The organism is Caballeronia sp. GAFFF2 (genome assembly GCF_023631485.1).
Lineage (GTDB): Bacteria > Pseudomonadota > Gammaproteobacteria > Burkholderiales > Burkholderiaceae > Caballeronia.
The window spans coordinates 248,065-272,839 of the sequence record NZ_JALQDA010000035.1 but is presented as its reverse complement, the minus strand read 5'-3'; the positions used below and the strand labels follow the sequence as shown (position 1 = coordinate 272,839).

Genomic DNA, 24,775 nt, shown 5'->3' with positions numbered 1-24,775 from the left:
TGGCGAAGAATCGGCTTTGCGGGAAGGAATCGATTTGGTTGCGAGAAAGCATGGGGCTCGATTGCACACCGGAACGATGCCCGATCGTCAGGTGCCGAACGCGCGCCGGATGACGCCGCCGGCAACGCGCGCGACATCCCGCGTCGCTCGCGTCATGTTCTGGACCGCCGCGATGATGTGCGCGAGCGGTCACGCACACGCCGATGAAACCTTGCCCTTGCAATTGAGCGGCGCGCCGTATCGCATTGCGCGCGACGCTTACGCGGCGTTCGGCGAACATCGATATGCCGATGCCACCGCGTCGGCGCGCGAGGCGATTCGGCAGCGGCCGGATGTCGTGGGTTTGCGCGTGCTGCTGGCCAATTCGCTGGCGGCGCGTGGCCGTCTGAAAGAAGCGAGCCACGAACTGTCCGATGCGATCGCGCAACTCGGACCCGTGCCCGCATTGATTTCGCGCCGCCGGCAGATCGATACGTTGATCGCGGGCGGTGGCGAAGGGCATCCGGGCGGTGGCGGCGCCGGCGATCTGCAAGGTCCGGCGCTGGTGGCCGCGCGCGCGGCGTATCGCGATTTCGGCAAGAAGGATTACGCGGCGGCCGTGCGCGAGAGCCGTGAAGCCGTGCGTCTCGCGCCGCAAGTCGAGCGCTTGCGCTATCTGCTCGTCGATTCGCTCGCCGCTTCCGGCGACGATCCCGCCGCCTACGCCGCCGCCGACGATGCCGCGCGTCGCTTCGGCGAGAACAACGAATTGCGCACGCGGCGGCGTTATATCGGCGATCGGCTGGCGCCGGTGGAATCGAAGGCGGCGTATGCGGCGCGTGCGAATGGCGATCTCGTCGAAGCGGAAAGCCATGCGCGCAAGGCGGTGGCGTTCGCGCCGTCGCGGATGGAGTTTCGCACGCAGTTGCTCGAAACCCTCTTCGCGCGTGGCGATCTGGCGGGCGTGGAAGCGGCGGCGAGCGATTGCATCGCTATCGATCGCAACGACGCGCTCTGGTGGACCTTGCGCGGTTATGCGCGTGCGGCGCGCGGCGCGAATGCGGACGCGGATTTCGCGCACGCGTTGGCGGTGGCGCCGGAGTCGTTGTCGCAGGCGGGGGATACGCGGGCGAACGTTGGGGCGCAGGCGGATGATGCGAACGAAGGCGGCGCGATGAGCGTTGCTTCCTCGGCATTGCGGAATCCGCGCCAAAGTGACGCTGCCAGTGCAAAGACAAGCGCCGACTCTTCAGACCCAAACAGCACGATGCTCGCTGATTCGGCGGCAGTGCGCCATCGACCACGCGGCAGCGAAGCTACGGATGCAAACGTGAACGCCGACACGCAAGGCAGCGCCATGCGCGCCGACCCCACGGGCATCGAACTGGAACGCGTGTTGATCGCCGAAGGCGACGCGCGCCGCGCCGAAGCCGCGGCTTCCGGCGAAAACGTGATGTTCGACGAAGCCGATGCGCGCCGCGCCAATCCGTCGATTGCGGGCGTAACGCAGTCGCGTGGCAACCAAGCCACGAACGACGTGGCCTCGACGAGCGGCGAAGCCGCTTCCGCAGCCGAACGTAGATATCGCGATGCCCGTGTGGCACGCACGATCATCGCCGATGTGCGGCTCGCGCAGAACCGTCCGCAAGCCGCGCTCGACGCGCTGCCGTCCGTATCGCAACGAAACGCCGCCGCGCTCGACGATGCCGACGCCACCATCGCTTTACGCCGTCAGCGCGCTAAGACGATGCTGCAAATGGCCGCCGCCGCGCAGAACGACATCGACCCGCGTGCGCGGCCGACCTTCGATTGCCGCGAAGACCGCTACGGCGCATCGTGCGATGTCTACGCCCACGACCCCGCGCTCGCCGACACGCGCGCCGCACGCTTGGCCGAACGCGACGGCAAGCATGGCGAGGCCATCGACCACTGGCGCGATGCGATCGCCGCCGTACCCGACGATCCGCAATTGCGCATCGCGCTGATCGATGCGCTCGCGGCGGCGGGAAAAACGCGCGAGGCATCGAAGGAAGCGCGCGCGGCCATCGACGCCAATCTGCTCGATTCGATGAGCGACCTGCAGGCGGCCTTCATCGCGTCGCGGGCGGGCGAGCGGCAGCTTGCGCTGGACCGTTTCGCACGCGCTGAACGAAGCGGGACATTGCCACCGGGCGCGCAAGCCGATGCGGGTTATGCCGCGCTTTCGATGCATCGCAACGAGGAAGGCGCGCGCTATCTCGAACGCGCGATGGATCGCACCGCGAGCGCGCCTCACGCAGACGACGCGCTCCCGCCGCAAGCCGTGTACGACGCGCGCGCGGCCCACGCCGAAGCCACCCGCGACTGGGGCTTCAGCATGAACGTGAACTATCGCGGCAGCGGCGCGCAGCAGGGCTTTGCGTTCAACCCGACGCCCGGCCTGTCGAGCAACTGGCAAGCGGGCGCGGAGGCGTACTGGCGCCCGTTCGGCAGCCTCGGCGACCGCATGTTCGAAGTCTATGCGCGCGGTTACGAGAACTTCGGCGTGCAGGGTAGCGGACCGTCGGGGGCATCGACGTTGCAGGCCACGTTGGGTGCGCGCGTGAAGCCGTTTGCATCGGTGAATGCGATCTTCGCCATCGAAAAGATCTTGCCGATAGGCTCGGACGTGCGCTCCGACTGGCTCGCGCGCGCGGCCTATTCGACCGGTTTCGGGGACACGCGCCGCCTCGACGTGCCGAGTTGGTGGACCGGCACGTTCTACGGCGAGGCGGGCCATTACCTTGTGAATCCGTCGACGTATGCGACCGCGAACGCGCGACTCGGACGCACGTACCGTATCGATTCGATCAGCCCGCGCCTCACCGTGTTTCCGCATGCGGTGGTCGGCGTGGACTACGATTCTGCAATCGATCGCAGCGTGCCGGTGGGCATCGGCGCGGGCGTGGCGGCGCGTTACTGGTTCCGTGGCGATGGTTACGATACGACGCGCTCGTTCGTCGATATATCGGTGCAATATCGCGTGCGCGTGGCGGGCGACGATCGCGCGAAGGGCGTGTTCTTCGGTGCGGTATTCTCGTACTGATGGCGCTCATGCTGCCGATGGATTCGATGCAGTGCAGGTCTTGCATGTACGAGGTTTATGACATGTTCGCGGGTCATGCGTTTGCACGGCGATTACGCGCTTCGTTGTTCGCGGGGCGCAGTGCGCGCGGCGCTCGGTCGCTTGCTTCGTCGCGTGTAAGTGCGGGCGGCGGCGTCGATCAGTCGCCTGGATTGGGCTCGCAGGCAGATGCAACCGCAAGCGCGTTGCCCGCGCGGACTTCGCGCGCCGTTATCCGTGTGATGACGACGGCGTGCGTGTTCGCATCGATATGCTTCGCGAGCGCGGCGCCGGCGCAACCGCCGCGCATCGTCTCCGGCATCGTCTGGCAGCCGGACAACACGTTTTACGATCCGCACGGCGACTGGGACAAGCTCGGCGCGCACGAACTGATCGTCCAATGGACGGTGGTCGATGGCATCTCCTTCGTGCCCGGCGCGGGCTTTCGGCCGGCGCCGCGCATGCCGGACTGGGAGCGCATTGGACGTGAGCCTTGGGCACGCGATGTGATCATCGGCTTGTCGGGACGTTTCAGCGAAGCGGTGGCGCGTGCGAATGCGGCGCAGCTTTCCATCGAGTCGATGCGTCTGGCGGATGTCGCCTTGCCGGTGCACGTGACCGGCTACTACTTTCCCGTCGAGATCGATCCGACCTGGCAGGATGCGAGCGCGCTGCGCACCTTGCTCGATGCGTTGCCCCGGCCGCTCTGGATCAGCGTCTACGATCGCGCAAACGTGGGTGGGAATGCGATCGCCGAATGGCTCGATGGCTGGCTGCCGCGCGATGTCGGTGTGCTCTTGCAGGACGGATGCGGCGTCTATGCGCGCGAACCGCGAGTAGCGCGGCAATATGCGGATCAGCTTGCGGCGCGCCTGGGGCGCCATCGCGTGAGGATAATCGCGGAGGCGTTTCGACCGAATGTCGGTGGCGGATTTCGCTCCGCAACGGTCGATGAATTGAAGCCGCAGATCGATGCTTATCGCGGATATAAAACCTATCTTTTCGATGGGCCGCATTATGTGTCGAACGAGCTCGTACAGGGATTGGTGCAGGCGTATTCTGTTAGGAGCTATGGGGCACGATAGAGATTTTTTGAATATTTTGTGTTCATGGTTCCGCTTTCTAAGTGGTAGGCGTCAAATCTCGAGTAGCGCGCAAATCAATCCAGGCGATTTTTATCTTTCGTGACCTATTGGATAGCCCTCTGCCGCCACGTCGCAGAGGGTTTGAATTAACTCGTCCGGTGTGAACGACTCAGCGACTGATCAATAAGTTTCGTGACGGACTACCTTAGCGTTTCAAAATCAGTGAAACCACAACTAAGGAAGTCGTCGTTGCAAAAAGAAATCAGGATCAGCCGCGTGGACTTATCCCATTTGCAATGGCGCGGAAATAGAAGGCCTGCAACGTATAGATGGATACGAAAATGAGTACGCAAGATGCAACGGTAGCGCAAACCGAAAAGGCGTTTCGAGAAGCACTAGCCTTACGTCCAGATTCTCCTGCCGCACATAACAACTTCGGCGTTTTTCTCATGCAGGTCGGGCGTTTGGCGGAATCAGAAGTAATATTACGCAAGGCCATTGCACTTCGACCCGATTCGGCGGATATCGCGCTCAATCTCGGCGCCGTCCTGTTCCAGCTCAAACGTTTTGCCGACGCTGAGCCGCTGGTTCGCCGCGCGTTGACACTTCGCCCTGGCTTTGCAATGGCAAGTCATGTGCTCGGCTGCATATTGCGAGATAGTGGTCGTGCCGATCTCGCTGAAATTGCTTTTCACGACGCCATCGCCCTTCAGCCGCAACATTTCGACGCACATATCAGTCTTGGAGCAATAGCGCGATCGCGTGGCCGTCTCGCAGAGGCTGAAGAGATAAGCCGACGAGCTATCGAGATTCGCCCGACGGCGACCGAGGCACACTGCCTACTCGGCGACGTGATGTTCAACGCCGGCCGCGACGATGAAGCTCTTGCTTCGTACCGGCAAGTTTTGGCTCTCGATCCAACTAACGGCTTTGGGCATTGCGGGGTAGCGCTTGTGCAGCAGCGGCGTGGCGAGTGGGCCGAAGCCGAACTGTGCCTCCGCCGAGCGATATCTCTGCAACCCGAATCGTTCGAAGCCCGTCTAAATCTGAGTGCCTTGCTCACCGATTTCAACCGACTACAGGAGGCGGAAACCTGGTTGCGCGAGGCGATTGCCCTGCGTCCGCAGAGTGCGGGGGCTAAGGTTGGCCTTGGCATCCTGCTGTTGAGAATGGGTCGATATAAAGAAGGGTGGGAATTTTTCGAAGAAAGGAACTCCGACTCGTTTGACTACGCCACTTTTGGCTTGATAGAACGGAAGGCAAGGGCGGTGTCGATTGTCGCGTGGCAAGGCGAGTCCCTTCAGGACAAGTCTTTACTAGTTGTTTTCGAGCAGGGCCTCGGTGATGCAATTCAGTTCGTGCGTTTCATGCCGCTCCTCAAAACGACGGGCGTCGCTCGATTGACAGTGGCCTGTAATCACGGGCTGTTTGCATTGTTTCAGGGCGTCGAAGGTATCGATTCCATCATCGATATCGGTGTGCAACCCGGCGCAGCCGATTACGACCGCTGGTGTTTCTCGATGAGTGTTCCGGGGCTCATGCATATGACGCTACATGACATTCCTTGGCGGGCGCCGTACGTTAAGCTGCCAAGTGAGCGTCTCAAAGCTTGGGCCAAGCGCATGAGCGGGTTGAGTGCGCGACGATCCTTGAAAGTAGGGCTTACCTGGGCGGGTTCGCCCGCGCTTGGCAATTTCAAGAGCGGTCCCGATCAAACGAAACTCGATGCTTTGCGATCGCTACACTTTCGGAACCTCCTTCCGCTGCTGGATAACCCCAGCGTGACTTTCTTCAGCTTGCAGCACGGCAAACCCCGAACGCAGCTTGCCGAGGTTTCACCGCATGGCGAAGTCATCGACTTGATGAACGACGCCAACGACTTGGTCGATACGGCGTGCATCATCGAGCAGTTGGATCTGGTGATCAGCGTCGATACATCCGTCGCCCATCTAACAGGTGCGCTTGGAAAGCCGGTATGGATATTGAATCGATTCTCGGGTGACTGGCGTTGGCTCGATGATCGCGAAGACTCGCCCTGGTATCCGTCTGCGCGGTTGTTTCGGCAGAAGCGGCGTGGCGATTGGGATGAAGTGATAGAGCGCGTCCGAGACAGTCTGATCAAGCTCGCAATGGCTTCGGTCACGACCTGATCGACAAGCCCTGCCCATGGGGGCGGCTCATATGCGTGGCTTCGTCAACACCCCTCAAAGCATCGGCATATGCAAATGATGCGGATCGGCCAGCATATCGGCCACCCGCTTCAAAGCCTCCCTGCAAACCTCGCGATTCTGCGGTCCACCCAGACACAAGCGCAACGCATTAGGCGGATTGCCATCCGTTGAAAACGCCGCGCCCGCAACGGCTCCGATCCCCTGATTACGCAACTGCAACGCCAATTCCGAAGCGCTCCAGTCACACAAGTCGGGCACGGGCAACCAGAGATGAAAGCCATGCGGATGCGCGCTAAACGGAAAGTCGCGCAACGCCTGCGCCGCAATCGCCTGCCGCGCGATCGATTCCTCGCGCATGGCATCGAGCACGTCGGCGGCGGTGCCGTCGTTGATCCAGTGCGTCGCCAGCAGCACCGTATATGGGCTCGGCATCACCGTCGTCGCGCGCAACGCGCCAGCGATCCGCTGCGTCTGCCGTGGCGTCGGCGCCTTGAGATACGCCACGCGCAAGCCCGCACCGAAGGTCTTCGATAAACCCGTGACGTGATAAGTCAGCTCGGGCGCGAGCGCGGCAAGCGGCGCGGGCGCATCGAGCGGCAACATGCCGTACGGTTCATCCTCGATGATCGGCACGTTATAGCGCATGGCGACATCCGCCAATGCCTCGCGTCGTTGCGCGCTGATGGTCAACGTACTCGGGTTCTGCAAGGTCGGATTGCAGTAGAAGCCGCCTGGCTTCTCCGTCTTGCAAAGCGCTTCGAACGCATGCGGCAGCGGCCCCTCGTCGTCGCGCGGCAATGCCTGCAAGCGAACTCCGAGTTGCGATGCGATCGCCTTGATGCCAGGATACGCCAGCGTATCGAGACAGATCATCTCGCCCGGTCGCGCAAGCTGCGAAACAAGCGCCACCAACGCGCTATGAATGCCGGGACAGACGAGCACCGTATCGTCCTCGCAATCGGGCAGTCGCATGCGCAACCACGCACGGCCCGCCGCGCGATCCGCCGCCGTCCCGCCGAAGTCCTGATAGCGCAACAACTGCCACGGGTCCGCACTCTGCATCAGACTGGCCGCCGATGCCCGCAAGCGCGCCGTCAACCCGGGCGGCTCGGGCGGCATGTTCATCGACATCTCGACGCTGCTGCCGCCCGCCAGCGGCAAGGTCTGCGTTCGGCCGCGCACGAAGGTGCCGCTGCCCGCGCGCAGATCCAGCAAGCCGCGTTTGCGTGCTTCCGCATAAGCGCGCGCGACGGTCGTGTAGTTGAGATTCAGGACATCGGCGAGATCGCGCAGTCCCGGCAGACGATCGCGCGGACGCAAGCGGCCGCTCGCGAGATCTTCCTCGATGAGATCGGGAATCGTCAGATAAGCAGGCTTGCGGCTCTCTTCGAGCTTCCTGATCCAGTGATGCGCGGGCTGATTCATAGGGGCGATTTCCCTTGTGTGCATGCGATCAGCCAAGCATGCCGCATCAAAAAAGATCGCATAAGCCTGGGCAACTTGATTGCATTGATCGCATCGATGCACGGCTTCGGTGTTGCGCGCACCAGCGCCATGCGTGTCTGCGCCGAATTCGTGCGCGCGATCTTCATTGATTGCATCGACAAAACGTCGCGAAGCGTTACCCATCATGGCGCGCGAAAATTTTTTTCGGCGCGCATCGCCGCAGCGCTTTTTATTGATCGCGAAGTGATTGCATTTCGCGGGCCAATCATTGGCATATCCGTTGCGTTTGTAGGCTCGCCGTCGCGACAACTCGATGCGCGCCATATCAGACACCACCATCGGAGAATGCCATGCCCGCAGTCACGCAACCGCTTCACAAGAACGGCGATTATCTGGTCGACTACGAAGAGAAGGTCTTCGAGGATGTCAAAGCCGAGCCCGGCGAAAAAGCGCTCGTCACGTTTCATACGGTCGCGTTCGAAGGCTCGATCGGCTTCGTGAATCTGCTGCAGGCAACGCGTCTGCAACGCAAGGGTTTCGATACTTCCGTGCTGCTCTACGGCCCCGGCGTCACGCTCGGTCTGCAACGCGGCTTTCCCACGCTTGGCGACGAAGCCTTCCCCGGTCATCTCAACTTCAACAAGCAACTACAGAAGTTCATGGCCGAAGGCGGCAAGGTCTATGCATGCCGATTCGCGTTGCAAGCGCTGTATGGGCACGGCGAAGCGTCGTTGATCGAAGGCATCCGGCCGATCAGTCCGCTCGATGTGCTCGACATCCAGCTGCTCCATCGCAAGGATAACGCGCTCATCATCCATACGTGGACCGTCTGACGATCATGGCCGCACAGAGCGCAAAACGCATCGTCCGCGCGGCGGCCGTGCAGATCACGCCCGACTTCGAGCGGCCCGACGGCACGCTCGACAAGGTGTGCACGGCTATCGACGAAGCCGCCGCGAAAGGGGTGCAGTTGATCGTGTTCCCCGAAACCTTCGTGCCGTACTACCCGTACTTCTCGTTCGTGCGCGCGCCGGTTGCCATGGGCGCCGATCACATGAAGCTCTACGAACAGGCGGTCGTGGTGCCGGGACCGGTCACGCATGCGGTCGCCGAACGCGCGCGGCTCGGCAATATCGTGGTCGTGCTCGGCGTGAACGAACGCGATCACGGCAGTCTGTATAACGCGCAACTCATCTTCGATACCGACGGCAAGCTGTTGCTCAAGCGCCGCAAGATCACGCCGACGTATCACGAACGCATGGTCTGGGGACAAGGCGATGCAGCGGGTCTCAAGGTCGTGGATACGAGCATTGGACGTGTCGGTGCGCTTGCTTGCTGGGAGCACTACAACCCGCTCGCGCGCTATGCGTTGATGACGCAGCACGAAGAGATCCACTGCAGTCAGTTTCCCGGCTCGCTCGTCGGGCCGATCTTCGCGGATCAGATCGAAGTGACGATCCGTCATCACGCGCTGGAGTCCGGCTGCTTCGTCGTCAACGCGACGGGATGGCTCACCGAGGCGCAGATCGAAGCCATCACGCCCGATCCGAATCTGCAGCGCGCGCTGCGTGGCGGCTGCAACACCGCGATCGTTTCGCCCGAAGGCCAGCACGTGGTCGAGCCGTTGCGCGAAGGCGAGGGCATGGTCATCGCCGATTTGGACATGTCGCTCATCACCAAGCGCAAACGCATGATGGATTCGGTCGGCCACTACGCGCGACCCGAGTTGCTGAGTCTTGCGATCAACGACCGTCCCGCCATGCCCGTCATGCCATTCACCGGAGCCTCATACGATGAGCGCCAGAGAGAACCTGCCAGCGTCGAGCCGGCAATTGATGACTGAGCTTCAGTCGGCGGGCCTGCGGCTCGTCGATCCGCGCGCTGGCGTTTCGAGCCGGCGCGGCGGCGCGGGGCCATCGGATCACAAGGCCGTCACCGTCGATGGCGTGACGATCATGGTGCCCGTGCATACGAGCACCGCGTGGAACTCGCCCTTCGTCGCGGGCGAAGCGGACGCGAACGGCACGAGCGCGTTGATGCGCAATGCGATCCCTATCGCGAGCATCAGCTTCCCGAAAGCGCCGCGTTTCTATGCGATGCAGACGCTCGACGGCGTGCCGTACTCGCACATCGCCACCTTGCACAGCAAGGACGTGCTCGCGACGACGGTGCTGCAAACCTGCATCCGCTATGAAAGCCGCCGCAAGTCGTGCAAGTTCTGCGCGATCGGGCAATCGCTCGCGGCGGGGCGCACCATCGCGCACAAGACGCCCGAGCAACTTGCCGAAGTGGCGCGCGCGGCGGTTCTGCTCGATGGCGTTAAGCATATGGTCCTCACGACCGGCACGCCGCCCACGCCGGATCGCGGCGCAAAAGTGCTGTGCGACAGCGCGTTCGCCATCAAGGCCGCCGTCGATCTGCCGATTCAGGCGCAGTGCGAACCGCCCGATGACGACCGCTGGTTCGAGCGCATGAAGGCAAGCGGCATCGATACGCTCGGCATGCATCTCGAAGCGGTGACGCCCGCCGTGCGCGATCGCATCATGCCGGGCAAGGCCAGCGTCCCGATGTCGCGTTACATGGAAGCGTTCAAGGCAGCCGTTGCCGTCTTCGGACGCGGACAGGTCAGCACGTATATTCTCGCCGGCCTCGGCGATAGCGCGCAGTCGATCATCGACATGTCGCGCGAGTTGATTGCGCTCGGCGTGTATCCGTTCGTCGTGCCGTTCGTGCCGATCAGCGGCACGCCGCTCGAAGACCATCCCGCGCCGGAGCCGGAATTCATGCGTTCGGTGCTGGCGCCCATCGGCTCGATGCTCGCCGAAGCACAGATGCGCTCGACCGATATCAAGGCCGGCTGCGGCAAGTGCGGCGCGTGTTCGTCGCTTTCATCGTACGAGGTGTGATCATGTTCGTCGAAGCCGATGTGCCCGATCTCGATTACTCGCCGGTCGAATATCGCGTGAAGTGGGCGACGCTGTCGTGGGAAGCGAGCGAAGCCTACAAGCTGCGGCGCGCGGTGTTCTGCCTGGAGCAAGGAATATTCATCGGCGATGACCGCGACGCTATCGACGAACGCGCGCAACTGCTCGTCGCGCTGAGTTGCGTGGCGGGCATGCCGGAACAGGTCGTCGGCACGGTGCGCATCCACGAGGAAGAGCCCGGCGTGTGGTTCGGCTCGCGCCTTGCCGTGCACGCTGCGTTTCGCTCGCACGCGAAGATCGGCGCGACCTTGATCCGGCTTGCGGTATCGAGCGCGCATGCGTTGGGCTGCGAGACGTTTCTCGCGCACGTGCAGTCGCAGAATGCGCCGCTCTTTGCGCGCCTGCGCTGGGATTCGCTCAAGGAGGAAGCCATTTTCGGGCGCCCGCATCATCTGATGCAGGCGCAACTCGATGCGTATCCGCCGTGCGTCACGCCGCAAAGCGGCTTCGTCGCGCTGGCCCGCAAGCCGTCATGAGCACGTTGTCCGCACTGGTCGAGCGTTTGCGCGAGAGCCGCGGCTTTCGCCACAAGCGCGATATCGCGGATGTCGTGAGCCGCTTGCCCGACAACCGTCTCGATCTTTCGCAAGCGGTTGCAATCGGCGACGACTGCGCGGCCATTCGCGATGGCGACGGCTTTCTGCTCTTCGCCATCGAAGGCATGGTCAGTGACTTCGTGCGCGCCATGCCGTGGTTCGCGGGCTACAGCGCGGTCATGGTCAACGTGAGCGATATCTACGCGATGGGCGGCCGCCCGCTCGCCGTAGTCGATGCGTTATGGAACGTGAACATCGAAGACGCCTCCGAAGTGCTCGCGGGCATGACAGCTGCATCGACGACTTACGGCGTGCCTGTCGTCGGCGGACATAGCAACGTGCAGAGTGACGGCGCGCAACTCGCGGTGGCCATTCTCGGCCGCGCCCGCAAGCTCTTGACGAGTTTCGATGCACGACCCGGCGACGCGCTTCTCATGGCCGTCGATCTGCGCGGCAAGTATGAAGACCCGTATCCGTTCTGGAATGCGTCGACCGATGCGCCGCAAGGCCGTGCGCGCGAAGACTTCGAGATACTGCCCGCGCTCGCCGAAGACGGACTTTGCGATGCAGCCAAGGACATCAGCATGGCGGGCGCGCTCGGCACCGCGCTCATGCTGCTCGAATGTTCGAAGGCGGGCGCGCGTATCGATCTCGATGCCATCCCGCGTCCCGCTGACGCCGACCTCGAACGCTGGCTCACCGCCTTTCCGAGCTTCGGCTTCGTGCTGTCGGTGCGCCCCGAACATGTCGATGCCGTGCGCGCGCGTTTCGAAGCCCGTTCGCTGGCGTGCGCCGCGATCGGTTCGGTGGATGCGTCGCGTGAAGTGGTCGTCGAACGTGGCGGAGAAAGCGCGCTGTTATGGAATCTGCGCGAAGAAGGCTTCATTTGCGCGAGGAGCGCGACATGATGCGCATAGGCTTGCTCACGCATTCGGTGAATCCGCGCGGGGGTGTCGTGCATAGCCTCGAACTCGCGCGTGCGCTCCACGAAAGCGGCCACCTCTTGACGATCTTTGCGCCCGCGCGTGAAGGCGAATCCATGTTCCGCGCATCGCCGTGCCGCGTGGTGCTGGCGCGCGTGGCCGGAACGCGCGATGGTCTCGCCGCAATGGTCGATGAGCGCATCCGCGCGCTGAAACATGCGCTGATCGAAGAAGGCGCGGAGAGCTTCGATGTTCTCCATGCGCAAGACAGCATTGGCGGCAATGCGCTCGCCGAGCTTAAAGCGGAAGGCTGCATCAAGGGATTCGTGCGTACCGTTCATCATCTCGACAATTTCGACGATGCGCGTCTTTCGCACTGGCAACGTCGCGCGTGGCAAGACGCCGACGCCGTGCTCTGCGTCAGCGATGCATGGACGCGCACGATGTACGACATGCATGGCGTGCATGCGCGCACGGTGAGAAACGGCATCGACAGAATGCGTTATGCGGCGCGCGCGGACCGACAGCGCGACGAGTTGCGCAAGCGCTTCGCGATAGGCGCGGGGCCGGTCGTGCTGGCTGTGGGCGGCATAGAGGCGCGCAAGAACACGCTCATGCTGCTCGAAGCGTTTGCGCTGCTGCGTGCGCAACGGCCATCGGCGCAACTGGTGCTTGCCGGCGGCGCGAGCCTGCTCGACCACGACGCCTACACGCGCCGCTTTCTTGCGCGTGCAGCCGAGCTCCGCCTCGATCACACGCAAGTGATCCTTACCGGTCCCTTGCCCGACGATCAGATGCCCGCGCTGTTCAGCATCGCCGATGTCGTCTCCATGATCTCGCTACGCGAAGGCTTCGGCCTGGTCGTACTCGAAGCGCTGGCGAGCGCCAAACCCGTCGTGATCTCGCATATCGAACCGTTCACCGACTATCTCGACGATCGAACCTGCATCTTCACCGATCCACATGACGCCGCTTCGATTGCCAAGGCGCTTGCAAAAGCAATGGACGGTGCACACGACATCGATTTCGATCAAGCCGTGCCGGCCTTGCTCGACCGCTACACATGGCAGGCGAGCGCTGCGCATCATCTCGACATCTACGGCAAGTGGCTGCAAAGCCTGCCGCTCACGACCGTCTAAAGGAACGCCACCATGCCTGTCATGCACTTTCGAATTCGCTGGCCCGATGGCGTCGAAGCGAACTGTTATTCGCCGTCCACGGTCGTCGGCGAATTCTTCACACCGGGCAACACCTATCCCGTCGATGACTTCGTCGCGCGCTCACGCGAGGCGCTGACGATAGGCTCCGAGCGCGTGCGCGAGAAGTACGGCTTCGCGTGCTCGGCCGCGATGGATCAACTCGCGCAGATCGAAGCCGACGCGGGCCGCTTCGATGCAAGACCCGGCGCGCTCGTCACCGTGCTCGCGCTCGATTGAAGTCCTTGGATCAAAGGGAATCGGAACATGTCGAACGTCACTTCCACAGAGACGCACTACAGCGTGATCGTCGTTGGCGGCGGGCAGGCCGGACTGTCGGTCAGCTACTTTCTGCAGCAGGCGAACATCGATCATCTCGTGATCGAGAAAGCGACCGTCACGCATACCTGGCGCACGCAGCGCTGGGATACCTTCTGCCTCGTCACGCCGAACTGGCAATGCGCGTTGCCGGGCTACCCGTACACCGGCGCGGACCCGCATGGCTTCATGAAGAAGGATGAGATCATCGACTATCTCGATGGCTTCATCGCGAAGGTCAATGCACCCGTGCTCGAGCAGACCGCCGTGTTACGCGTGCAACGTGATGCAGCGGGCCGCTATGCCGTGAAGACCACGCAGGGCGAGTTCACGGCGGATCAGATCGTGGTGGCATCGGGCGGCTATCACACGCCTATCGTCCCGCGCATGGCCGAACGCTTGCCGCAGGAGATCGCGCAGGTGCAGTCGTCGGAATATCGCAATGCGGATCAGTTGCCACCGGGCGCGGTGCTCGTCGTCGGATCGGGCCAGTCGGGCGCGCAGATCGCGGAGGACTTGCATCTCTCGGGACGCAAGGTGCATCTCGCCGTGGGCGAAGCGCCGCGTTGCGCGCGGTTTTATCGCGGACGCGACGTGGTCGACTGGCTCGCGGACATGCGCTACTACGAAATGCCCGTGACGGATCATCCGTTGCGCGAAGGCGTGCGCGACAACACCAATCACTACGTGACGGGCCGCGACGGCGGCCGCGATATCGACCTGCGCCGCTTTGCACAGGAAGGCATGGAATTGTTCGGGCGGCTGCAGGATCTCCGCGATGGCAAGCTGCGTTTTGCGCCCAACCTGCGCGCGAATCTCGACGAAGCCGACGATATCTACAACCGCATCAACATGAGTATCGACGGCTTCATCGACAAGCATGGCATCGACGCGCCCGCAGGCGAACGCTACGAACCCGTGTGGCAGCCGCAAGACGAGCGCACCGAGCTTGCGTTGACGGACAGCGGGATCACGTCGGTGGTGTGGTGCATCGGCTTCACGCCGGACTTCAGCTGGCTCGATGCGCCAGTCTTCAACGGACGCGGCTACCCGACGCACCGGCGCGGCGTGACAGCCACGCCCGGCATCTACTTCGTGGGTTTGCCGTGGTTGCATACATGGGGCTCGGGCCGCTTTTCGGGCGTCGCGCGCGACGCGCAATTTATCGTCGATGCAATCTGTGCCGAACGGGCCGCCACGGTCGATCAGATATCGATCGCGTGCGCCTGATGCTTGACGCGAATGAAACGGCCCGCGCTAAAACGAACAACGAAGCGGGCCTTGGCCATACATTTACTTCACCGATGCAGCGCTATTGAGCTGTGCATAGTCGGCGGGCATGGCGCCGGACGTCAGCACGGTGGCAGGCAGATGCTGCGTGTCTTCCGCCGATACGGCGCCGACGAACTTCCAGCCGGCCGGCATCTTCACGAACGTGTAGCCCGTGGGTTGATCCACGAACACCGAATAAACCGGACTCCCTTGCGACACGACAGGCGCGGCGGTTTGCGCAAACGAAGCCAGCGGCGTGGCCAGAACGAACGCGGCGGCCAAGGCGGTAATAGATGATTTCATGTTGATGCTCCGGCAAACTGAATTGTGTAATGATCGACACACATATTAAAACACTGGTCCGTGCAAAGGTCCAGATATTTTGTTACGATCAACACAGAATTCAGAATTCCATGGAACGCACCAATCGCGTGCCACGTCGTTCATAAAAACGGAGACGACATGACGCTGCATCGAGATGAAGTCTTGGAGACGGTTCACAAGACGCGTGGCCGACCGCGCGCCTTCGACCGCGACGCCGCCCTCAGGCGTGCGATGGAAGTGTTCTGGGCCAAGGGTTTCGACACCTGTTCCATGGCAGATCTCGTCGACGCCATGGGCATCAACTCGCCGAGCCTTTATGCCGCGTTCGGCAGCAAGGAAGACTTGTACCGCGAGGCGATCGCGCTCTATTCCGCCGCGGAAGGTGGCGCGGCGGTGCGCCAGTTGCGCGCGCACGAGTCCGCGCGCGACGGTTTGCGCGCCATGTTCCGCACGAGCATCGAGCTTTTCACGAGCGGGGCGGGGCCACGCGGCTGCATGATCTTTCTGGGCGGCATGTCGGTGGCGCCGGAGCACGGCGAGTTGCGCGACGAGTTGCGCAAGATTCGCCGTCAGGTGGCAAGCGCCATCGCCGCGCGGCTCAACGATGCGCGCAAACACGGCGAGCTCCATGCCAACGCGGACATCCATGCGCTCGCCGCGCTTTGCATGACGCTCTTCGCGGGCTTGTCCATCGAGGCGCAGGATGGCGTGCGTCGCAACGCGCTGTACGCCGCGATCGATCAGTTCATCGCGAGCTTGCCGTTCGAATCGAAATGAAAGCGCCGCTCAAGGCCGACACGCACATCTGGCGCGCGCCGGAACTCGGCGCGGAACTGCTGCGCGGCCGCTTTGCCGATTTCTCGTACGACGTCCATGCGCACGACACCGCCTGTTTCGCGCTGCTAACGGGCGGCGCCATCCGCATCCGCATGCGCGGCACGGAGTTCGTGGCGCGACGTGGCGACCTCTACGCCATCGACGCCGATGAACCGCACGCGGGCTGGCCCGTCGACGAAGCCGGCTGGACGCAGCGCACACTCTATGTCGATGTCGCGCATCTGCGTGCGCTCGCGGGCGACGAACGTATGCGCGGCGGAGGGCTGATCGGCCCGATCATTCGCGATCCGGCGTTGTGCGCGGCGCTTCACGATGTGCACCGGTCATCGGAAGAGCAGGGACCGTCGCTGTATCGCGACGAGCGGTATTTGCAGTTCGCGGCGCGTCTCACCGGCCGGCATATGACGGATCGCACGAAGGACGCAAAAGCGCCGCGCGAACCGCGCGCCGTGGCGGCCGCGCGCGGGTTTATCGACGAACGTCTGGGCGAGCAGGTGCATCTGGAAGATATCGCGGAGGCGGCGAATTTGCCGCCCTATCGCTTATTTCGCGCCTTCAGTCGTGAAACCGGCATGACGCCGCACGAGTATCAGCGGCAGGCGCGCGTGCGCGTCGCCATGGCGTTGATCCGCGATGGCGGCGCGTTGAGCGATATCGCGGCCGCGACCGGTTTCGCGGATCAGGCGCATCTCACGCGCACTTTCCGCCGCATGCTTGGTGTCACGCCAGGCGCATACAAGACGGCGACGCGTTGAATCGAAGCAAGTTTATTTAAGCAGGCCGAGATTCGCGACCGCTTTGCTGACGGGCTTCTTGTCGCCGATCAGCGCGAGACCGACATAGCGCAAGGCCTCGGTTTCCACGCTGGCGACGGCATCGCGGAAGGCGTCGTAGTCGGTCGTTTGCTGGCCTTGCACGGGAAACGTCACGACATCGCACGATGCGGCCGCGGCCTTCGCGCGCAACGCCGATAACGTGTCCTGATCTGCCGCCAGCACTGCAATGCCGATGGGAATCAGCCCCGGATGCGCGTGCCCAGAGGCATCGACGAGCGGCGCGCCGACGAGCGACGGATGCCGCTGCCCCACCGTCAGCGCCAGCACCGCCGCCGCGTTCGCCGCCCGGCCGGGTGGCAGTTCGCTATCCACCACGATCACGCAGCGTTGCGGCCGCGCGCTTGGTTCATGTTGTTCTGGTGATGCGCTCGTCATAAGGGCTGTCCGTTTCGGTTCGAAGTGACCCATTGTGAAAGCGCTGGCGGCTCGTCGTCTTGAATCCTGTTGCACGCATGTTGCAACGCTGGCGCGTCGGCGCAGGCATTCTGAAAGCCTCGAACCCTTTCCTGCCGGGCAAAACGCTGAAATAACACGAAAACCTAGTCGTAACCCGCGTTATGAAGCGTTTGCTTTTCGTGCAAACTGCGCATATTCGAGACGTAGCTCGCATTGTTCGTCGTTCCTGCTGGAAACCTCAATCGACCCGACCGCCATGCTCGCTGAAACGCAGTCGCAGACTGCCCCGCCCATTACCGACATCGAACAACTCGCGGAAGACTACGCGCGCTTTGCCCGCCGTACGCCTTCCGAAATGGGCATTTGTCTGCGTTCGCTCCTGCAGCGGCGCGACATGCTGACAGTGGCGAGCGCGCACGGCCAGATCGTCACGCAACTACTGGAAGTGGACCCGCGCGAAGGGCGCATCGTGTTCGACTGGGGCGGCGTGGAGTCGGACAATCGCGCGTTGCTCGCAGCGCCGCAGTTGTACTTCAAGGGCGCGCCGGAAGGCGTACGCGTCGAGTTCACGACGGGCCCGGCGCAAGCGGTGAGCTTCGAGGGACGACAAGCGTTCGAAGTATCGTTCCCGGAAGCCGTCTATCACGTGCAGCGCCGCGAGTACTTCCGCGTGCCGGCGCCCATCCTCGATCCCTTTTTCGCCAAGGGCACTTATCCGGACGGTGACCCGTTCCACTGCGAAGTGCACGACATTTCGCTCGGCGGCGTCGCGCTGCGCATGGATACGCCGCGCCTCGCGGAAACGGAGATCGGCACGCTCTTCACCGATGTCCTTTTGAACCTCGGTGCGGGCGGCTCGCTTTCGGTGGATCTCGCGCTCGTCTCGCCACGCAGTATCACGACGCCGCGTGGCGACGTGCGCTATGTCGTCGGCTTTCGCTTCACGCGGCTTTCGGGCTCGGCGGAAAGCGTGTTGCAGCGACTCATCACGCGCATCGAGGCGAAGCGGCGCAGCCTGTCGGCGTGAGCGCGGACAGAGGAAACGAGGCGCGTGGAGTAGAATTCGGGCCTCATTCCAGCAGTTAAGACGACGCATGTTGACTATGTTGCCCAGAGCCTGGCGCGGAGAAGAACGCTTCTGGAAAGTCTGGTGGCTACTGGGTCTGCCCTTGCATCTCGCATGGTGGGCGCTCTATCTCTACCTTCTGTCGAGCGGCCTCGCTCCCGAAACGTTCCTGTTGCTCACCATCTGGTTCTGGCCCGGCACGCTCGCGTTATTCGTGGCGGGTTCGGTACTCTATCTGGCGTGGTGCGCGGTGGCGTGGCGTTGTTCCGGCAATGTCGATAACCGCTTCTGGACGATCCTCGCGCGCGTGCTGATCGGCGTGGGGCTGGGCTCGTTTCTGACCGAATGGCTGTTGATTCTCGGCGCGCCGCTCGCCTGAGTGCGACGCCTGGCGCGATGCTTCGCGGTTTCTTTTGACACGGAGTGCCTTTGCATGCCGCTTCGATCGATGTTCCGTTTCCTGAGCGCTTGCTGCGCCGCCGCCGCGTTGTGCGGCGCGCTGCCACCGGCGGCCAACGCGCAGACCGATCAGGATGTCGATGCCCGCATCGACACGCTCTTCGGCGCCCACGAGACATATCGCGCGTTCTTCGACAAGCTCAAACAGGCCGTCGCGGCCGGCGACAAGAACGCGGTCGCCGCCATGATCCACTATCCGATCGCGGTGCATCGCAACAGCAATGGCGACAACGCCTTGCTGCGTAACAAGCGCGAGTTCGTGGCGGCCTACGCGGGCATCTTCACGCCAGAACTCGTCGATACCGTCGCGCATCAGCAATACGCCAAGCTCTTCGTGCGCGATCAAGGCGCGATGATCGGCGACGGCGAAATCTGGTTCAGCGGCGTGTGCCGTGACGACGCCTGCAAGGACTCGGACGTTCGGATCACGGCGTTCAATCTGGAGTGAGCGGACATGTTCACGGAGTTCGCGAAGACCGTGCTCGTGATCGTCGCGGGCCTTTTTCCGATCATCAATCCGCCCGCGGTCGCACTCGTCGTGCTGAGCATGCTGCCGCATCTGGCCGATGCCGAACGCAGCGAACTCGCGCGGCGCATCTGCATCAATAGCTTCGCCATCCTGGTCGTGTCGCTGCTGGTCGGTGCTTATGTGCTCAACTTCTTCGGCATCTCCATTCCGGTGCTGCGCGTGGCGGGCGGTATCGTCGTGGCCATGGCGGGGTGGGGATTGCTCCAGGCGCCCGACGACGACACAACGACCGAACCCGCGCCCACGCCGCGTAGCGGTGCTTCGCTGCGCGCCAAGGCGTTCTATCCGCTGACCTTGCCGATCACCGTCGGACCGGGTGCCATCGCTGTCGCCATCGCGCTCGGAACCGGGTCGCCGCGTGAAGGGTTGCAGCCGGTGCATCTGATCGGCGTGATCGTCGGTCTCGTGCTCGTGTGCGCGAGCATCTACTTGTGCGTGCGCTTTGCCGGGCATCTGGAACGGCTGCTCGGCACGGTCGGCACGCAGGTCGCCATGCGGCTTTTCGCGTTCGTCATCTTCTGCATCGGCGTGCAGATTCTCTGGCTCGGGCTCTCCGATCTCATTGCGTCGGTGCGGCTCAGTATCAAATGAATCGTAAACCCTAGGCGACGCGTCTTCGATGCGAGCGCTAGGATGCGGTTCGATTCAATGGTAGCGATACCATCGCACTGAAAGACCGGACGACGATTCGGCCGCTTAAGGAGACACGGTTTGACCTCATCCCGCAAGACGCCCGAACAGTTGCGCAGCCACCGCTGGTACGGCGTGAACGACCTGCGCTCCTTCGGTCACCGTTCGCGCACGGCGCAGATGGGCTATCACTCGTCCGATTACATGGGCAAGCCGGTCATCGCCATTGTGAATACATGGAGCGAGATCAATTCGTGCCACACGCACTTCAAGCAGCGCGTCGAGGAAGTGAAGCGCGGCGTCTGGCAGGCGGGCGGCTTTCCCGTCGAAATGCCGGTGATGACGCTCGCCGAGCCGTTCCAGAAGCCGACGACCATGCTCTACCGCAATTTTCTCGCGATGGAAGTCGAGGAACTGCTGCGGTCATATCCGTTCGATGGCTGCGTGCTCATGGGCGGCTGCGACAAGACCACGCCTGGCCTGCTGATGGGCGCGATCAGCATGAATCTGCCTTCCATCTTCCTGCCCGCCGGCCCGATGCTGCGCGGCAACTGGAACGGCCGCACGCTCGGCAGCGGGTCGGACACGTGGAAGTACTGGGCCGAACTGCGCGCGGGCAAGATCACGGAAGACGAGTGGAAGGGCGTGGAGAGCGGCATTGCGCGCTCGCCGGGCCATTGCATGACGATGGGCACCGCCTCGACCATGACGAGCGCCGCCGAAGCGCTCGGCCTCACGCTGCCGGGCTTCGCTTCGATCCCCGCCGTGGATTCGCGGCACGCGCAGTTCGCATCGCTGACGGGGCAACGCATCGTCGAAATGGTGTGGACCGATCTCAAGCCGCTCGACATCCTCACGCCGAAGTCGTTCGATAACGCCATCACCACCGTGCTCGCGATGTCCGGCTCGACCAACGCCATCGTGCATCTCGTGGCCGTCGCGCGCCGCGCGGGCGTGCCGCTCACGACCGCGCGTTTCGATGAGTTGTCGCGCATCACGCCCGTCATCGCGAATCTGCGTCCGGCCGGCAAATATCTGATGGAGGACTTCTTCTATGCAGGCGGCCTGCGCGCGCTGCTCGCGGAACTCGGCGATCTAATCGATGGCTCGCAACTAACTGTCAATGCCGCGACCCTCAGCGAAAATATTCAGGGTGCCGAAATTTTCGACGATGACGTCATTCGCCAGCGAAGCAACCCGCTCGTGCCAAACGATGGCCTCGCCGTGCTAACTGGCAACCTTGCGCCCGATGGCGCCGTCATCAAGCCGGCTGCGATGGAAGCGCATCTGTTGCGGCATCGCGGCCCGGCGGTCGTATTCAGGGATTACGCCGACATGGCCGCGCGCATCGACGATGAAGCACTCGACATCACCGCCGATTCCGTGATCGTGCTGCAGCACGCAGGACCGGTCGGCGCGCCCGGCATGCCGGAGTGGGGCCAATTGCCGATTCCGCAAAAGCTCCTCAAGCAAGGCGTGCGCGACATGGTGCGCATCTCGGATGCGCGCATGAGCGGCACGAGCTACGGCGCGTGCGTGCTGCACGTGGCGCCGGAATCGTTCGTCGGCGGACCGCTTGCGCTGGTCGAGGATGGCGATGTCATCGAACTCGACGTGCACGCGCGCAAGCTTCATCTCGACGTAAGCGACGCGGAACTCGCCGCGCGCAAGGCGGCGTGGGTCAAGCCGAAACGCCCGTTCGAGCGCGGCTTTGGCGTGATGCATCAACTGCACGTCACCCAGGCGAACAAGGGTTGCGACTTCGACTTTCTCGAAGAACCCTTGGCCGATGACTCTGCTGAAATGAAATCGCACGACGATCCGGAAATTCACTGACACCATGCCCATTCAAGACATCGACGTCGCCGACGAAACCATCGAGCAACTGCGCCACGTCAGCACCGCGACGCTCACCACGCAGCTTTTCAAGCGCGGCTTGCGCAACGTGTTTCTGCAAGGCGTCGCGCCGCTCGTCAAGCCCGCTAATGGCGCACCGAACCTCGTCGGCCCCGCGTTCACGTTGCGCAATATTCCGGCGCGTGAGGATATCGATCACGTCGGCGTGTTTCAGGACCCCGATCATCCGCAGCGCAAGGCCGTCGAAACGGCGCCGCCTGGCAGCGTGCTCGTGCAGGATTGCCGCGGCGATCGCACGGTGGCGTCGACGGGATCGATATTGACCACGCGTCTCAAGGTGCGCGGCGTCGCGGGCATGGTCTCGGACGGTTGCGTGCGCGACAGCGGCACGATAGGCGATATCGGCTTGCCGTTGTTCTGCGCGGGCGCGAGCGCGCCGCTCAATCTCGCGAAGCATCACGCGGTCGATATGAACGTGCCGATTGCATGCGGCGGCGTGGCGGTGTATCCGGGCGATATCGTCGTCGGCGACGTGGATGGCGTCGTCATCGTGCCGCGTCACATGGCGTCCGAGGTCGCAAGGGACGCGGCCGAGCAGGAGTTGCTGGAAGAGTTCATCGCGAAGCGCGTGGCGGACGGCGCGATCTTGCGCGGCACGTATCCGCCGAACGAAGAAACGCTCGCCGCCTACGCGCAATGGCGCAAGACACGCGGCTGATTTTTATTCTTCCGCGAACGCCTTCAGCAAATGATGCGCGATGGCAAACGGCTTCGGCGCGGACAAGCCTTGCGCGTGGGAGCCATCGAGCATCGACGCTACTTCCTCGCGTGAGAACCAGCGCGCATCCTCGAGCTCGTTGTAGTCGATCGTGATGTCGGTTTCGACCGCGCGTGCGAAGCAGCCGATCATCAGCGACGATGGAAACGGCCACGGTTGCGAAGCGTAGTAGCGCACGTCGGCCGAGCGGATGCCCGCTTCCTCCAGCACTTCCCGGTACACCGCATGCTCGAACGTCTCGCCCGGCTCGACGAAGCCCGCGAGCGCCGAGTACATGCCGGGCGCGAACTGCTTTTGCCGCCCGAGCAGGCAGCGCTCGCCATCGGTGACGAGCATGATGACGACCGGATCGACGCGCGGAAAATGCTGTGCGTGGCAGTTCGGACAAAGGCGTCGCCAGCCCGCGCCGGCGGCATCCGTGGCGTGGCCGCAGTTCGCGCAGAAGCGGTGCCGCCGATGCCAGTCGAGCATCGAACGCGCTTCGCCGAGCGCACTGACGAGCGACGGTTCGACAAGACCTTGCATTGCGATGGGCCGCAACTCCACCGCTTCGACGGGCGACGCCTCGAGCGCATTCGCAATACTCTCGGCGCTGCCTTCGAGCGCGTGCGCGAAGAGCGCGCGGCCATCGGCTTCGCGACCGAGCAGCACGGTTTGCAGCGGCGCGCCGAATTTCGCGGCTTCGTCTGCATCGAACAAAGGATCGTGACCGTGCGCGCGCTTGAAGAGCGGCACATCGTTCACGAAGAGCAGAAAGCGCGTGGACGTCTGATCGCGCAGACCGGCGACGAAGCTGTCGTCGTCGCGCTTTTCAGAGACGCGGTCGAGCGGAGCAAGCGTGAAACCGATGGCGTGGGGCGGCGTGGGCATGATGTTTTTATCGATGAGCGGGATGCGTGTCATCCGCGCGGACTGGGGATATTCGTTTAGTCGGACATCGTAACGAAGTTGGCGGGTTCTTGCTGATGGGCAATTGCTTGACGGCAGGCTTACAGTTATCGCGCGGATTTAGGATTTATCCCGTGGCGGCCGCCAAGCCCAGACTCCTAGAGTTCAGCTCCAACTCAACTAAAAGGGGAAGACTCATGGAGCCGAACATATCCGTGTCGATCGACGAGAAAGGGCAGCCCGTCATCACGCACGGCATGCCGCTTGCCGATTACTGCGTGCAGCGCGCGCAGACGTTGCGCGCGATGGTCCAGGTGGTATGCGGCGCGAAGCGCCCAGGAGAGGATGCGGGCGTCGTGTCCGCCGCGCTCATCAAGCCTCTGATGCAGTTGATCCGCACACAGGTCGACGAGCTCGAACCGCTTTTCAGGGCGCTCGATCAGCGCGCGTACGAGAAGGGTTTCGATGACGGCAAGGAAGTCGGTTACCCCAGGCGCGCGCTGGTGGAACTGGACAAACAGAAGGTCTAGCAATGGCGCGGGGCACGCGCCCCGCGTTCAACTTGCGACTGTTTTGACGGACACGCGCACGTCGCGATACGACGGATTGATATCGAAGCTGCGCGCGGTGTTGCAGTACGCCGCGATACGGCGGGAAACAATGCCCGTTGCCCCTGACAACGCGCGCTGACAAACGCGCTCCATTTCGCGCAACTCGTCGCACTTGCTGACGATACCCGCCGCGCCCGCCTCTTGCATCGCGAAGAGCGTACTCGGCTCGGTTTCCTGCGTAAAAGCAACCACGGGTACATCGGGGAAACGCTCGCGCACCATGCGCAGCAGCGGAAACTCGCCGCCTGGCGCGCCTTCGAACGCACAATCCATCACGATGAGATCGCCGCCCGTCCTTTCGAGCTTCGTGAACAACTGCGCGGCGTTGCGCGCCGTTGCCGCCACCCGATAACGCCCGCGCGCCTCGAACCAACTTTGTAGGCCCAGCAGCACGACGGGCTGGTCGTCCGCTATCACAATATTTATCTTATAGATGGGCGTCATGCAGAGTTTCGCGGGTTTCGCTGGTGCTTCGGGTCTCGCACCTTAACAAAGGACGGCACGTCAGCGCTGCATCGCACAACAAAATTTTTTTAATTCCGCATGATCCGCTGTCGATTTTCAACGTGGCC

25 protein-coding genes are annotated in these 24,775 nt (G+C 63.0%); 20 read left to right on the top strand and 5 right to left on the bottom strand.

The window, feature by feature from the left end; translation table 11 throughout:
- The first annotated feature begins 76 nt into the window (after positions 1–76).
- The 3 genes from NCT04_RS27410 (at position 77) to NCT04_RS27400 (ending at position 6,296) form a co-directional block, all read left to right on the top strand.
- Complete coding sequence (locus NCT04_RS27410; RefSeq protein WP_250468722.1) at positions 77–3,043, top strand: NfrA family protein; 2,967 nt, start codon at positions 77–79, stop codon at positions 3,041–3,043.
- Positions 3,044–3,087: 44 nt separating this feature from the next.
- On the top strand, positions 3,088–4,146 hold the full coding sequence (locus NCT04_RS27405) for an alpha-amylase family protein (protein WP_350030046.1): 1,059 nt from the start codon (positions 3,088–3,090) through the stop codon (positions 4,144–4,146).
- A 341-nt stretch (positions 4,147–4,487) separates the two neighbouring features.
- Positions 4,488–6,296 (top strand): tetratricopeptide repeat protein, encoded by a 1,809-nt coding sequence (locus tag NCT04_RS27400; protein WP_250468720.1) that lies wholly within the window; start codon positions 4,488–4,490, stop codon positions 6,294–6,296.
- Positions 6,297–6,350: 54 nt separating this feature from the next.
- Here the strand turns inward: NCT04_RS27400 and NCT04_RS27395 are convergent, their stop codons facing one another.
- Positions 6,351–7,742 (bottom strand): aminotransferase-like domain-containing protein, encoded by a 1,392-nt coding sequence (locus NCT04_RS27395; RefSeq protein WP_250468718.1) that lies wholly within the window; start codon positions 7,740–7,742, stop codon positions 6,351–6,353.
- Positions 7,743–8,113: 371 nt separating this feature from the next.
- Between NCT04_RS27395 and NCT04_RS27390 the strand changes: the two genes are divergently transcribed.
- Genes NCT04_RS27390 through NCT04_RS27355 form a run of 8 tightly spaced genes read left to right on the top strand, consistent with a single transcriptional unit; the run spans position 8,114 to position 14,950 of the window.
- A complete protein-coding gene (locus tag NCT04_RS27390) occupies positions 8,114–8,596 on the top strand; it encodes an MSMEG_0572/Sll0783 family nitrogen starvation response protein (protein ID WP_244829948.1) in 483 nt (160 codons plus the stop codon).
- A gap of 5 nt (positions 8,597–8,601) precedes the next feature.
- Entirely contained in the window at positions 8,602–9,606 is a 1,005-nt protein-coding gene (locus NCT04_RS27385) for a Nit6803 family nitrilase (protein ID WP_244829949.1), read from the top strand.
- Positions 9,599–10,669: an MSMEG_0568 family radical SAM protein gene (locus NCT04_RS27380; RefSeq protein WP_370652265.1), complete on the top strand. Its 1,071-nt coding sequence runs from the start codon at positions 9,599–9,601 to the stop codon at positions 10,667–10,669. Before NCT04_RS27385 ends, NCT04_RS27380 begins: the two co-directional genes overlap by 8 nt.
- Before the next feature lie 2 nt (positions 10,670–10,671).
- Complete coding sequence (locus tag NCT04_RS27375; protein ID WP_250468716.1) at positions 10,672–11,223, top strand: MSMEG_0567/Sll0786 family nitrogen starvation N-acetyltransferase; 552 nt, start codon at positions 10,672–10,674, stop codon at positions 11,221–11,223.
- Positions 11,220–12,191 (top strand): sll0787 family AIR synthase-like protein, encoded by a 972-nt coding sequence (locus NCT04_RS27370; protein WP_250468708.1) that lies wholly within the window; start codon positions 11,220–11,222, stop codon positions 12,189–12,191. Before NCT04_RS27375 ends, NCT04_RS27370 begins: the two co-directional genes overlap by 4 nt.
- Entirely contained in the window at positions 12,188–13,345 is a 1,158-nt protein-coding gene (locus tag NCT04_RS27365; protein ID WP_250468706.1) for an MSMEG_0565 family glycosyltransferase, read from the top strand. Before NCT04_RS27370 ends, NCT04_RS27365 begins: the two co-directional genes overlap by 4 nt.
- A 12-nt stretch (positions 13,346–13,357) precedes the next feature.
- A complete protein-coding gene (locus NCT04_RS27360) occupies positions 13,358–13,642 on the top strand; it encodes an MSMEG_0570 family nitrogen starvation response protein (protein ID WP_250468704.1) in 285 nt (94 codons plus the stop codon).
- Positions 13,643–13,669: 27 nt separating this feature from the next.
- Complete coding sequence (locus tag NCT04_RS27355; protein ID WP_250468701.1) at positions 13,670–14,950, top strand: MSMEG_0569 family flavin-dependent oxidoreductase; 1,281 nt, start codon at positions 13,670–13,672, stop codon at positions 14,948–14,950.
- A 63-nt stretch (positions 14,951–15,013) separates the two neighbouring features.
- Here the strand turns inward: NCT04_RS27355 and NCT04_RS27350 are convergent, their stop codons facing one another.
- A complete protein-coding gene (locus NCT04_RS27350) occupies positions 15,014–15,295 on the bottom strand; it encodes a hypothetical protein (RefSeq protein WP_250468699.1) in 282 nt (93 codons plus the stop codon).
- 159 nt (positions 15,296–15,454) lie between these two features.
- Here NCT04_RS27350 and NCT04_RS27345 point away from each other — a divergent pair, with 159 nt between their 5' ends.
- Entirely contained in the window at positions 15,455–16,093 is a 639-nt protein-coding gene (locus NCT04_RS27345; RefSeq protein WP_250468697.1) for a TetR/AcrR family transcriptional regulator, read from the top strand.
- A complete protein-coding gene (locus tag NCT04_RS27340) occupies positions 16,090–16,908 on the top strand; it encodes a helix-turn-helix transcriptional regulator (protein ID WP_244829958.1) in 819 nt (272 codons plus the stop codon). The genes NCT04_RS27345 and NCT04_RS27340 overlap by 4 nt, the downstream gene beginning before the upstream one ends.
- Before the next feature lie 12 nt (positions 16,909–16,920).
- Here the strand turns inward: NCT04_RS27340 and NCT04_RS27335 are convergent, their stop codons facing one another.
- Positions 16,921–17,364, bottom strand: a complete 444-nt coding sequence (locus tag NCT04_RS27335) for a DUF2000 domain-containing protein (protein ID WP_244829959.1) — start codon at positions 17,362–17,364, stop codon at positions 16,921–16,923.
- 277 nt (positions 17,365–17,641) lie between these two features.
- Between NCT04_RS27335 and NCT04_RS27330 the strand changes: the two genes are divergently transcribed.
- From NCT04_RS27330 to NCT04_RS27305, 6 genes are all read left to right on the top strand, one after another.
- Entirely contained in the window at positions 17,642–18,412 is a 771-nt protein-coding gene (locus tag NCT04_RS27330; protein ID WP_250468695.1) for a flagellar brake protein, read from the top strand.
- Between the two features lie 76 nt (positions 18,413–18,488).
- The gene (locus NCT04_RS27325; protein WP_250468685.1) at positions 18,489–18,830 is read left to right on the top strand and encodes a hypothetical protein; all 342 of its coding nucleotides are present in this window, start codon (positions 18,489–18,491) and stop codon (positions 18,828–18,830) included.
- 54 nt (positions 18,831–18,884) lie between these two features.
- Positions 18,885–19,358 carry a hypothetical protein gene (locus tag NCT04_RS27320; RefSeq protein WP_250468684.1) on the top strand — a complete coding sequence of 158 codons (474 nt, stop codon included), beginning with the start codon at positions 18,885–18,887 and terminating at the stop codon, positions 19,356–19,358.
- A 6-nt stretch (positions 19,359–19,364) separates the two neighbouring features.
- Complete coding sequence (locus NCT04_RS27315; RefSeq protein WP_244829963.1) at positions 19,365–20,030, top strand: MarC family protein; 666 nt, start codon at positions 19,365–19,367, stop codon at positions 20,028–20,030.
- 120 nt (positions 20,031–20,150) lie between these two features.
- Positions 20,151–21,905, top strand: coding sequence for an L-arabinonate dehydratase (gene araD, locus NCT04_RS27310; RefSeq protein WP_250468682.1), 1,755 nt, complete (start codon positions 20,151–20,153; stop codon positions 21,903–21,905).
- Between the two features lie 4 nt (positions 21,906–21,909).
- Positions 21,910–22,644, top strand: coding sequence for a ribonuclease activity regulator RraA (locus NCT04_RS27305; protein ID WP_250468673.1), 735 nt, complete (start codon positions 21,910–21,912; stop codon positions 22,642–22,644).
- Positions 22,645–22,647: 3 nt separating this feature from the next.
- Here the strand turns inward: NCT04_RS27305 and nudC are convergent, their stop codons facing one another.
- Positions 22,648–23,574, bottom strand: a complete 927-nt coding sequence (nudC, locus tag NCT04_RS27300; RefSeq protein WP_244829966.1) for an NAD(+) diphosphatase — start codon at positions 23,572–23,574, stop codon at positions 22,648–22,650.
- Positions 23,575–23,789: 215 nt separating this feature from the next.
- Here nudC and NCT04_RS27295 point away from each other — a divergent pair, with 215 nt between their 5' ends.
- Positions 23,790–24,122: a hypothetical protein gene (locus NCT04_RS27295; RefSeq protein WP_244829967.1), complete on the top strand. Its 333-nt coding sequence runs from the start codon at positions 23,790–23,792 to the stop codon at positions 24,120–24,122.
- Between the two features lie 27 nt (positions 24,123–24,149).
- Here NCT04_RS27295 and NCT04_RS27290 read toward each other — a convergent pair whose 3' ends face one another.
- Positions 24,150–24,647, bottom strand: coding sequence for a response regulator (locus NCT04_RS27290; RefSeq protein WP_250468672.1), 498 nt, complete (start codon positions 24,645–24,647; stop codon positions 24,150–24,152).
- Positions 24,648–24,775: the final 128 nt, after the last annotated feature.

Coding starts and splice junctions, on each gene's coding strand:
- NCT04_RS27320 (WP_250468684.1), top strand. CDS start 18,885: ATGCCGCTTCGATCGATGTTCCGTTTCCTGAGCGCTTGCTGCGCCGCC.
- NCT04_RS27335 (WP_244829959.1), bottom strand. CDS start 17,364: ATGACGAGCGCATCACCAGAACAACATGAACCAAGCGCGCGGCCGCAA.
- NCT04_RS27410 (WP_250468722.1), top strand. CDS start 77: ATGCCCGATCGTCAGGTGCCGAACGCGCGCCGGATGACGCCGCCGGCA.
- NCT04_RS27385 (WP_244829949.1), top strand. CDS start 8,602: ATGGCCGCACAGAGCGCAAAACGCATCGTCCGCGCGGCGGCCGTGCAG.
- NCT04_RS27390 (WP_244829948.1), top strand. CDS start 8,114: ATGCCCGCAGTCACGCAACCGCTTCACAAGAACGGCGATTATCTGGTC.
- NCT04_RS27365 (WP_250468706.1), top strand. CDS start 12,188: ATGATGCGCATAGGCTTGCTCACGCATTCGGTGAATCCGCGCGGGGGT.
- NCT04_RS27315 (WP_244829963.1), top strand. CDS start 19,365: ATGTTCACGGAGTTCGCGAAGACCGTGCTCGTGATCGTCGCGGGCCTT.
- NCT04_RS27370 (WP_250468708.1), top strand. CDS start 11,220: ATGAGCACGTTGTCCGCACTGGTCGAGCGTTTGCGCGAGAGCCGCGGC.
- NCT04_RS27340 (WP_244829958.1), top strand. CDS start 16,090: ATGAAAGCGCCGCTCAAGGCCGACACGCACATCTGGCGCGCGCCGGAA.
- NCT04_RS27305 (WP_250468673.1), top strand. CDS start 21,910: ATGCCCATTCAAGACATCGACGTCGCCGACGAAACCATCGAGCAACTG.
- NCT04_RS27345 (WP_250468697.1), top strand. CDS start 15,455: ATGACGCTGCATCGAGATGAAGTCTTGGAGACGGTTCACAAGACGCGT.
- NCT04_RS27405 (WP_350030046.1), top strand. CDS start 3,088: ATGTACGAGGTTTATGACATGTTCGCGGGTCATGCGTTTGCACGGCGA.
- NCT04_RS27355 (WP_250468701.1), top strand. CDS start 13,670: ATGTCGAACGTCACTTCCACAGAGACGCACTACAGCGTGATCGTCGTT.
- nudC (WP_244829966.1), bottom strand. CDS start 23,574: ATGCCCACGCCGCCCCACGCCATCGGTTTCACGCTTGCTCCGCTCGAC.
- NCT04_RS27330 (WP_250468695.1), top strand. CDS start 17,642: ATGCTCGCTGAAACGCAGTCGCAGACTGCCCCGCCCATTACCGACATC.
- NCT04_RS27360 (WP_250468704.1), top strand. CDS start 13,358: ATGCCTGTCATGCACTTTCGAATTCGCTGGCCCGATGGCGTCGAAGCG.
- NCT04_RS27400 (WP_250468720.1), top strand. CDS start 4,488: ATGAGTACGCAAGATGCAACGGTAGCGCAAACCGAAAAGGCGTTTCGA.
- NCT04_RS27325 (WP_250468685.1), top strand. CDS start 18,489: ATGTTGCCCAGAGCCTGGCGCGGAGAAGAACGCTTCTGGAAAGTCTGG.
- NCT04_RS27395 (WP_250468718.1), bottom strand. CDS start 7,742: ATGAATCAGCCCGCGCATCACTGGATCAGGAAGCTCGAAGAGAGCCGC.
- NCT04_RS27290 (WP_250468672.1), bottom strand. CDS start 24,647: ATGACGCCCATCTATAAGATAAATATTGTGATAGCGGACGACCAGCCC.
- NCT04_RS27295 (WP_244829967.1), top strand. CDS start 23,790: ATGGAGCCGAACATATCCGTGTCGATCGACGAGAAAGGGCAGCCCGTC.
- NCT04_RS27380 (WP_370652265.1), top strand. CDS start 9,599: ATGACTGAGCTTCAGTCGGCGGGCCTGCGGCTCGTCGATCCGCGCGCT.
- NCT04_RS27375 (WP_250468716.1), top strand. CDS start 10,672: ATGTTCGTCGAAGCCGATGTGCCCGATCTCGATTACTCGCCGGTCGAA.
- NCT04_RS27350 (WP_250468699.1), bottom strand. CDS start 15,295: ATGAAATCATCTATTACCGCCTTGGCCGCCGCGTTCGTTCTGGCCACG.